This is a genomic window from Candidatus Magnetominusculus xianensis (genome assembly GCA_001541255.1).
Taxonomy (GTDB): Bacteria; Nitrospirota; Thermodesulfovibrionia; order Thermodesulfovibrionales; family Magnetobacteriaceae; genus Magnetominusculus; species Magnetominusculus xianensis.
In genome coordinates this window covers 1-9,526 of sequence record LNQR01000042.1, presented here as the reverse complement: position 1 = coordinate 9,526, position 9,526 = coordinate 1, and the positions used below count along the sequence as shown (strand labels likewise).

Annotated in this window: 9 protein-coding genes; 7 read left to right on the top strand and 2 right to left on the bottom strand. The window is 43.9% G+C overall.

The genetic code is table 11. The annotated features are described in order from the left end of the window. The coding region (locus tag ASN18_RS06320; protein ID WP_157072863.1) for an NACHT domain-containing protein at window positions 1-2,805 on the bottom strand (2,805 nt) is incomplete at its 3' end. A gap of 277 nt (window positions 2,806-3,082) precedes the next feature. Continuing rightward, entirely contained in the window at window positions 3,083-3,364 is a 282-nt protein-coding gene (locus ASN18_RS06315; protein ID WP_085051903.1) for a hypothetical protein, read from the bottom strand. A 230-nt stretch (window positions 3,365-3,594) separates the two neighbouring features. Here ASN18_RS06315 and hisG point away from each other — a divergent pair, with 230 nt between their 5' ends. The 7 genes from hisG to ASN18_RS06280 all read left to right on the top strand — a co-directional run bounded on the left by hisG (window position 3,595) and on the right by ASN18_RS06280 (window position 9,441). Next, entirely contained in the window at window positions 3,595-4,476 is an 882-nt protein-coding gene (gene hisG, locus ASN18_RS06310; protein WP_085051905.1) for an ATP phosphoribosyltransferase, read from the top strand. A gap of 57 nt (window positions 4,477-4,533) precedes the next feature. Continuing rightward, window positions 4,534-5,586 carry a histidinol-phosphate transaminase gene (gene hisC, locus ASN18_RS06305; protein ID WP_085051902.1) on the top strand — a complete coding sequence of 351 codons (1,053 nt, stop codon included), beginning with the start codon at window positions 4,534-4,536 and terminating at the stop codon, window positions 5,584-5,586. Next, complete coding sequence (hisB, locus tag ASN18_RS06300) at window positions 5,583-6,167, top strand: imidazoleglycerol-phosphate dehydratase HisB (RefSeq protein WP_085051901.1); 585 nt, start codon at window positions 5,583-5,585, stop codon at window positions 6,165-6,167. The genes hisC and hisB overlap by 4 nt, the downstream gene beginning before the upstream one ends. 13 nt (window positions 6,168-6,180) lie before the next feature. After that, complete coding sequence (locus ASN18_RS06295) at window positions 6,181-6,861, top strand: YkgJ family cysteine cluster protein (protein WP_085051900.1); 681 nt, start codon at window positions 6,181-6,183, stop codon at window positions 6,859-6,861. After that, entirely contained in the window at window positions 6,858-7,532 is a 675-nt protein-coding gene (gene yrfG / locus ASN18_RS06290; protein ID WP_236861566.1) for a GMP/IMP nucleotidase, read from the top strand. Before ASN18_RS06295 ends, yrfG begins: the two co-directional genes overlap by 4 nt. Beyond that, window positions 7,529-9,013: an L-aspartate oxidase gene (gene nadB / locus ASN18_RS06285; RefSeq protein ID WP_236861565.1), complete on the top strand. Its 1,485-nt coding sequence runs from the start codon at window positions 7,529-7,531 to the stop codon at window positions 9,011-9,013. Before yrfG ends, nadB begins: the two co-directional genes overlap by 4 nt. A gap of 149 nt (window positions 9,014-9,162) precedes the next feature. Next, window positions 9,163-9,441, top strand: a complete 279-nt coding sequence (locus ASN18_RS06280) for a metallophosphoesterase (protein ID WP_085051898.1) — start codon at window positions 9,163-9,165, stop codon at window positions 9,439-9,441. Window positions 9,442-9,526: the final 85 nt, after the last annotated feature.

The following is a 9,526-nucleotide window of genomic DNA, read 5'->3' as shown; positions in this document are numbered from 1 at the left end:
ATCGTCTTTCGTTATGAAACAGCTTGTTACAGGGTTAGAATGACCGATGAAAGAGCGAATTTCCATACCGGAGTCAATATCCCATAGCTTCAAGGTATTATCATCTGAGCCAGAAATAGCGTATTTATTGTCGGATGTAACGGCAAGACAATTTACCGAACCTGAATGTTTCAGGTTCGGAGAACCATAAAAACCCGTCAGGGCATTGATATTGCGTTTATAATATCGGAAGTTTTTATCATAGGGAGAGCCGTCTTTATCGAGTGTTAATAGAGATTCAGAGATTTCACCTTTCGCTGCCTCATTCTGTGCCTGCATTTTTTCTGATTCAATTGTGTTGAAGACTTCCTTAGACAATAAAACCTTGAGCAGGCCATCTCTCGCAATTTTTATGCCAGGGTAGACATCATCCCAACCTTTTGGTAAATATTTATTAAGTAAAGTCTCCCGTGTCAGAGGAATAATAGCAGAGAATGATTTTTGCAATTCTTTTATCTTGTCGATGTCTTCAGACATGATGAGTTTTACTAAATTCTTGTACACCCACTCAGTTTTGTCTTTGTATTTACTTAATTGTGCTTCATGCGCAATTAACTTTTTCTTGACTTGTATCTTTTCGAGGGACTTTCTCTCCAGCCCTTCTATTTCAGATAGACATCTAAAGGGCATGGTAGAATCGTCTCTGCCTGTTTCATAATGTTGTCTTAAAACGGTTAATATCTCTGTCGCTATATCGATATCTCTCCCGCACGCGATAGGGAGCGTCTCAAGACTTTCCCGCTCTTTTTCAAACATTGAGGTCTTAGTCTCTTTTTCACTATATGATAACGCTATGAAATGACGAGCGGCAAGAAATTCCATGACAGTTTGATGTATAAAAACATAATCCCGATTCCCTGATGGAATCAGCAGATGTTCAGACCTGCAATAACCTATCAAGTCATTGGCCTTACTGGTTATCCTCTTTTCATATTCCGACACCGTTTCATCATGCCTTTTTGCATCGTTATTTTTAATCCAGTTCGCAAAGTGAATTCTGAGATAGTCTTCGCTAACACTTCGTTCTGTTATATTGTTTACGGCATCAAAAAGCAGTTCATAGGCAAGTTCAGAAAGAGCGTCATATTGAGAGGCTATTACGCCATACTTCCCAAGAAACCCATCATCTGCGGCCTCAATAAAGAAATCACTCAATTTATTATAATTTCCTCTAAAGGTGTCTCTCTTAACCTGTCCCCATATATCACGGAAGATAAACTTAACATATATGTCATATGTCTTATAGCGCAGCTCAAAGGACTCCGTGTGCTCGAAATATGCCAGCAGCAGTAACGCCGTAAGCGGTGTGCCGCCTATTTCCTTAACACCTGGTTCTCTCCAGATACGGTCATCAAGGCGTTTAAATATCTGTGAGCCATCCCCGTAAAAGCGACGTGCAAGCTCTCTGATTTGCTCCATGTCTAAAGGGTTTACATGGAATATCGGTTCCTCCAATTGTTTGATGTCATTGATAAGAAAAGACCTTGAAGAGACAAACACGCGATTCTCACTCTGCGCGCCCTTTTTTGCAGATATTGTAGACATGAGTACTTTACTGTATTCTATTATCATGTTCATAACATTGGAATCAGGTGATTCGTCAATGGCGTCTATCAAAACGATAAGGTGCTTTCTACCCCATGATTCTATAACCGCGTGCACGGTATCCTCAAGATATTTCTTTTCGTCGTATTTAAGTTTTTTAGCATCCATGCCGGGGAATAAAAACGAAAATGTCAGGAATGACAGAATGTCATCAACCTGAAGTGACGAAGCTGCACGTTTTGTTTTGAGGTCTCTGCAATTAATAAAAAGCATATTGGTTTCAACCTTTGCCTTGAGTGTTTCAAATACGATGTGATGCAATATTGTGGTTTTACCAGCGCCTGGGTTGCCTAAAATAAAGCCCTTATTAAACTGTAATAACTGGGATGCCTTTATATCATGCGTTATATTCCCATGTCTTATTTCCTGTCTTATTTCCGTTCTGTCTTCGTAACTGACATGTTTAGGTTTCACGCTATTTTGATTATCAGGAGCATCTTCATCGATAAAGCCTTTTTCAAGTGTGAGTTCTATAAAACTTCTTTCCATATCAAGCGGTGGATAGAGATTTCCGAAGATTGTGATCTTTTTAGTCTGGATATATAATTCAGCACGCTTCGATCTATAAAAGTCGGGGTATGAAGCATCTGATTGTTCATCTTTCCACGGAGGCGTCAGGTGATGTAAGACGGTAATGTCTCCAAGAACTTCAAACCCCTTTAACGCCTCGTTCCATCGTTCTAGTGTATGGGTATATTTTAACTTGTCAAGATAATCCTGCAGCGCAGTAAAGAGGGTGTCGGTAACTAATAATTCCCAAGTTTTGGCCTTTTTTTCTATGCGGAAGGTCTTTGTTGCCTCTTTGCTGACAATATCAATCTTCTTATCGCTCGCATCAACTTCAAATGTAAACATACCAGAATTGGCAACCGTCCTGAGTTTTAAGTCAAACCTGCCGCTTATCTTAATAGGATTGGTTGTGTATAGGTCTATTATAAAATTAAGAAAATCTTCAGGGTCTTTTCCAAAGATGAAAACAGCGTCTAAGGCGGTCTTAATGAGTTCAAATTTAAATGGTATTACCTTTTTCTTTATTGCACTATAAAACGTATTCCGAACTTCATGAATCTTAGTGTCACCGAGGACATAATGCTGAGGTGTGAAATCGACTATATCGATTATTGCAAAGATACCCCAATCTCTCACTATTTTTCCAGACATACTACCCCCTTCGATAATAGTTTGATGGATGAAATCCTAACATAATTAATAGATAATATTATAGTGAAATGTGGAACACATCCCATATATTATTTACTTTTCTTAGGTCTTCCACGAGGTTTTTCATAAGCGGCCTGTTAAGAGATTAGATGATGAACCAAATGGCCTTCATAACAGGTTCTTGTCAAATTGGGATGTGTCCCTCTAACGTAAAACGGAAAAGACGGTTTAAAAAAGCCTTCTTTTCCGTTTAAACATATCTCTTGCTTGCGGCTGATTAGCAACCAGCAACTGCCTTTCTGATTGTAGTGCCTTTTTCAGTAGTCTCGGCTGTTACTTTCGAGCCCTTATCTACGCCAGGCTTGATTGTACACTTGCCTTCACACTTGATGGTCTTCTTTGCATTACCGGCTTTCTCGTCCAGTATTGTAACGGATTCCACCACGTCACCCTTCTTCTCGATAGAATCGACTACTCCAACTATTTTTTCACCGGCGAATACTCCGGTTACCATTACGAAGAGCGATACGACCATAAGAATCAATGTCAGCTTTTTCATTAATTCACCCCCTTTTCTTCAATTCAATTTGATATGGCGCTTATTCTGCCCAGCTACGCCAAGCTCAAGACTATAACATTTCATATTTATAAGTGTCAATCGAAAAAAAATCATCACAGAGATTTTTTTCCCATGCCGTTACCACTTATAAACGGACATTGCCCACCCATGCCAAAAGCCTGACATAAAATATCCATGAAAAAAATAATCAGTTTATGTATAATACCCGCATGGAAGACAGCCAGATACTTAAATTAGGGCTTCCAAAGGGAAGTCTGCAGGAATCTACGTTTAAGCTATTCAAAAAGGCAGGTTATCGTGTGACTGTGTCTTCGCGGTCATATTATCCCGCATTCGACGATGTTGAGATTCAGTCCATGCTGATACGGGCACAGGAGATGGCACGTTACGTAGAAAACGGCATTCTGGACTGCGGCCTTACCGGACTTGACTGGATACTTGAACAAAACGCCGATGTTGTGGAAGCAGCAGAACTCAACTATGCAAAAGAAGGGCTCAAGCCTGTTAAGTGGGTAGTAGCCGTGCCTAATGATAGTCATATCAAACAACTGGGGGATTTAAATGGCAAGCGTATTGCGACAGAGCTTGTCGGTCACACAAAAAGATTCCTTGAGAATAACAATATCACGGCAGAGGTTGATTTCTCATGGGGCGCTACAGAGGTAAAACCCCCTCTGCTTGCCGATGCAATAGTGGAGCTGACAGAGACTGGTTCGTCGCTCAGGGCAAATAATCTGCGTATCCTGCATACAGTTTTAGTGTCAACTACTCGTTTTATCGCCAATAAAAAGGCTTGGCAAGACCCGTGGAAGCGGGAGAAGATAGAAAACATAGTCATGCTTTTAAAGGGCGCTCTTGCCGCAGAGGAACTCGTAGGACTAAAGATGAATGTGCCAAAGTGGGCATTGGAGACGCTAAAATTAACGCTTCCATCCATGACTTCACCCACGATATCCGAACTTATTGACAAGGACTGGGCTGCCATCGAGGTGATAATTGAAGAGCGCCATGTCAGAGACCTTATTCCAAGACTGAAGAAGGCCGGGGCCTCAGGCATTGTAGAGTACCCGCTGAATAAGGTCATACCGTAGATTGCCGTAGATTGTGTGTGTCAGCCCGATTATAATTAATCTGGCGAGTTAAGAAAAGTGATCGAAGACCTGATAAAACCTAACATCAAGGCACTGAAGGCCTACACTATAGAGGCCACGCCGTGTTCGATAAGACTTGACGCCAACGAAAGTCCGTATGGATTTCCGCTGGGGCAGTTCAGGCTTCCAACGAACAGATATCCAGACCCCGATGCCCGTTCTCTGCGCAGATTTCTTGCAGAAAAATGGGGTGTTGAGCCGGAGTGTATCCTTCACGGTAACGGCTCAGACGAACTTATATATTATCTGCTCACTGCAATCGGCGGCCCGGCTCTCATCCCTGCGCCAACATTTTCCATGTATCGTATAATTGCCGAATCCCTTGGCGAGAAGAACTTCATGGTGGCGCTTGACGAGCAGTTCGACCTCGATATGGAGCCTATGCTTGCGGCAATCAAGCAAAACAACCCGAAATTAATCTTCCTGTCACGGCCAAATAATCCGACTGGAAACTCGTTTACATACGGGAAGGTTATAGAAATTATAGAGAAGACTGGCGGCCTTGTCATACTTGACGAGGCGTATCAGCCGTTTTCTACGCGCGGGGATTCATTTGTCGATTTACTGCCGCGTTACAGGAATTTGCTTGTAATGCGAACGCTGAGTAAAATTGGGCTGGCGGCGCTGCGACTTGGCTTTTTAATCGGAGATAAAGCCATCATTGAGGCGGTAAATAAGGTAAGGCTTCCATATAATGTCAACTCACTGTCTCAGGCCGCTGCAATTGGGATACTTGAGGATGAGAAGTCAATCGAAAAAGGTATCAACTCAGTGATTGACGAAAGGGATAATCTGTTTGCTGAACTGTCAGAGCTTGACGGCATCAAGGCATATTCTTCAAATGCCAACTTTATTTTATTTAAACTGAACATAAACAGCCCTCTCACAGCCGATGCCCTCCATAAAAAGCTCATAGAGGACGATATTTTAATAAAGAAACTTGTCGGCGGCCCATTAGATAACTGCTTTAGAGTTACAGTGGGGACACCAAAAGAAAACGCTGCCTTTATATCAAGCATGAAAAAAATAATTGAGGAGACAAATAAATGAGAAAATGTAAGACTCACAGGGAAACAACCGAGACAAACGTTTCAGTCGAGCTGAATCTCGACGAGTCAGCCGCGTCAGACATAAATACACAGATACCGTTTTTGAACCATATGCTTGATTTGGCTTCCCGGCATGGGCACTTCACGCTTAAAATAAATGCCACAGGCGACACAGATGTGGACTACCACCATCTGATGGAAGATATTGGCATCACATTAGGGGATGCAATCAACAAGGCACTTGGTGACAAACACGGCATAAGCCGCTACGGTGCAGCCAGCGTCCCGATGGACGAAAGCCTTGCAGAGGTGGTCATAGACCTGAGCGGCAGACCATATCTGGTTTATAATGTAAAGGACACAAGCGGCTATCTCAAAGACTTGCAGGTATCGCTCTTTGAGGATTTCTTCAGGGGCTTGAGCAGCCACGGACTGTTTAATCTTCACATCATGCTGCACTACGGGCGTGACACGCACCACATATATGAGGCAATATTTAAGGCCTTTGGCAGGGCGCTCTCTGCTGCCGCCGCTATAAATCCAAAAACAAAAGGCGTACCCTCTACCAAGGGGACCCTTTAGGAGGCATCAGTTTATGTCTTTTGATATCATGCCGTATATAGACAAACTCTCGGAGATATTTATGGCCTCCGACGCACTCTATCAAAAATCACAGGAGCATTACACAGTCGGCGGGGAGCCGTTTTCATGCACTGGATGTCTGGATAACTGCTGCACGACGGTATTTTATCACTATACGCTTATCGAGTACTTTTATTTGGCCGAAGGTTTATCTCAAATAACTGATGACACAATGGCAGAGGCCATAGCGGAGCGTTCACAGGCATATTTTATGGAGATAGTGCGTAACCCCTTCAAGACCGATTCGTTAAGGATAATGTGCCCGCTGAATTTCGACGGCATGTGCGTGGTGTATAAAAACAGGCCGCTGATATGCCGTGTTCACGGCGTACCGTCATCGCTTTCTCAGCCGGGCAAGGCAAATCAACGCTGGGATGGCTGCAAGAGGTTTACAGATCAGCATGGCGGCAAGGAGTTTCCAGTCGTCATTGACCGTACACCGTTTTATTCACAAATAGCCTCTCTTGAGGGGCAGCTTAGAAAGGAGATGGTCTTTTTCCAGAGATATAAAAAGACGATAGCTGAAATGATCATCGACTATATCAAAGATGAGCCATTTTTATCTAACCCTCCAGCCCCGCCCACATGTCCCCCGCCCACATGCCCTGGTGCGTCCCAAAGACATAGCACATGATGGATGCTGTTGTTATCAGAAAGGCACTGTGGAGTGAGATAACTCATGTACTACTTGATATGGACGGCACGCTGGTCGATAAATATTTTGACGACTATTTTTGGCGGCATCTCGTACCAGAGAAATATGCCGAAAAACATGGAATCACATTTGGGGCTGCCAAAGAGCAGTTATTTGTAAGATACAAGGCTCGCGAAGGGACATTAAACTGGACTGACATAGACTTCTGGTCAAACGAATTAGACCTTGATATCCCTGCATTAAACGAGCAGGTACGCCACCTCCTTGAGGCACACCCCAATGTTGAAGACTTCCTAACTGCCCTCCGAATTCACAAAAAAACCGTAGTGCTTGCCACAAATGCCCACTATAAGACAATCGCCTTCAAGATGAAACACACTGAACTAGGAAAATATTTCGACAAGGTAATCATGTCATCAGACATGGGCTATCCAAAAGAGGACGAGGGGTTTTGGATAAACGCGCAGAGGGCTGTTGGATTTGACAAAGACAGGACATTATTCATAGATGACACGCGTGAGGTAGCCGAGAGCGCTGCCAGATTCGGCATTAAGTATGTGCTGATAAAACACATGGCAAGCTCAAGGGAAGATGCAGAATATACGGGTACATTGCCATATATTAATAATTTTAGTGAGCTTCTGCCGTGATAGCAGAACGCGTGGATTTTCTTGTCATAGGAAGCGGTGTAGCGGGTCTGAGGGCTGCCTTTGAGGCGGCTGAGGCTGGAAGTGTCTATGTGATAACGAAAGATACGCTAAAGGAATCCTCAACCGAATATGCACAGGGAGGGGTAGCGGTTGCCCTGTGTGACGAAGACACGATAGGTATACACTTTGAAGACACTATAAAGGCGGGCGATGGGCTTTGCATTGATGAGGCCGTACACACGCTGGTAAACGAGGGTCCTGAGCGCATCATGGAGCTAATATCATGGGGCGCAGAGTTTGATAAATCAGACTCGCGGCTGATTTTCACACTTGAGGCAGCGCACTCAAGGCGGCGCATCCTTCATGCCCACGGTGATTCAACCGGCAGGGAAATCGAACGGGTGCTGATTAAAAAGGCGATGTCCATGCCTCAGATAAAGAAATACTCGTTTGCATATTTTTTAGACCTGATAGTTTTCGACGGGCAATGTTACGGGGCATATATGTTGAGGGATGGGCAGGTTACGGCGGTGCTGGCCGGGGCGACGATATTAGCAACAGGCGGGGCAGGGCAGGTGTATTCGAGGACAACGAATCCTCAGGTGGCAACCGGCGATGGCATGGCGGCGGCATATCGTGCGGGGGCAGAGATGTCAGATATGGAATTCGTCCAGTTTCACCCGACGAGCCTTTATGCCTCAGGTGCGCCGCAGTTTCTTATAAGCGAGGCATTAAGGGGTGAGGGGGCAGTAATTCGTAACATCCACAAGGAGAAGTTCATGGGGCTATATCACATAGACGCCGAACTTGCCACAAGGGATGTAGTTGCAAGGGCAATTGTGTCAGAGATGACAAGGACAGGGAGCCATTACGTGTATCTGGACATAACTCATCTGGACAAGGAGTATATAAAGAATCGCTTTCCGAGGATATACAAGACCTGTTTAAAGTACGATATAGATATAACGACAGAGCTGATACCGGTATCGCCGGCGGCGCACTACATGATGGGCGGTGTGATGACGGACATAGATGGGAGGACGAATATCAAGGGGTTGTATGCGGCAGGGGAGGTGGCGTGTACGGGAGTGCACGGGGCAAACCGGCTGGCAAGCAACAGCCTGCTTGAGGGCCTTGTCTTTGGCGCCCGTGCGGGGAGTACTGCCGTAAAGGAACAGGCTGATCTTAAAGACATAAATCCTGAGCTGGCATTGACTGTAACACAAGACCATATAGAAAATCCAGATGAGATAAGAAGCACAATTCGCCGTGTGATGTGGGAGAAGGTGGGCATAATAAGAAGCGCCGCGTCCCTTCACGAGGCACTTGATGTCTTTACTACACTAAGTCACGTTACAGCCCACACATACCTAACCAGATACGAAAATGAAATAAAAAACATCCTCCAGACAGCGCAGTTGATAGTCCAATCGGCGATAGAAAGAAAGGACAGCATTGGGGCGCATTACAGAAGCGACTGATGTTATTTAAGATGAGGGTCTAAAAAGCAGTTTGCCCCTGTTTCTATAACATTTCAACACTTGACCTCTTGAATTACATCCCAACTGAAAAGTGTTTTAAAATTCAGTACTCTATTGACATTATCCCGCAGATTTTGTATTATACGCTCATGCCGAAAAAAAGTTTAATCACTGAAGTGGATTTAAAAGAAAATGATAAATTTGAGTTTGTTCATATATCAGATTTGCATTTTAATAGAGATATGGCGCTTGAAGCAGAAGACTACTACGACACAAGAATTGTGAATGATCCTCGTGCAACGACAAGATGCAAAACTCTTTCTGGTGATCTAATTGAATCATTGGGGGAATACAATAGTGTTAACGATGATAAGTTGAAACCTGACGCAGTTGTAGTTTCGGGTGATTTAGTGCATCGAGGTATATAGTGGACCCGTTTGTCAAGACAAAAAATTGTCCTTTTTATGTTACAGCAAGTCCTTATATTTTTCATAGTCCAGCCCCCAAAGGGAG

Bases quoted from the DNA above. Each gene is read 5' to 3' on its own strand.
- hisB (WP_085051901.1), top strand. From the start codon at position 5,583: ATGAGAAAATGTAAGACTCACAGGGAAACAACCGAGACAAACGTTTCA.
- ASN18_RS06315 (WP_085051903.1), bottom strand. From the start codon at position 3,364: ATGAAAAAGCTGACATTGATTCTTATGGTCGTATCGCTCTTCGTAATG.
- ASN18_RS06295 (WP_085051900.1), top strand. From the start codon at position 6,181: ATGTCTTTTGATATCATGCCGTATATAGACAAACTCTCGGAGATATTT.
- hisG (WP_085051905.1), top strand. From the start codon at position 3,595: ATGGAAGACAGCCAGATACTTAAATTAGGGCTTCCAAAGGGAAGTCTG.
- yrfG (WP_236861566.1), top strand. From the start codon at position 6,858: ATGATGGATGCTGTTGTTATCAGAAAGGCACTGTGGAGTGAGATAACT.
- ASN18_RS06280 (WP_085051898.1), top strand. From the start codon at position 9,163: ATGCCGAAAAAAAGTTTAATCACTGAAGTGGATTTAAAAGAAAATGAT.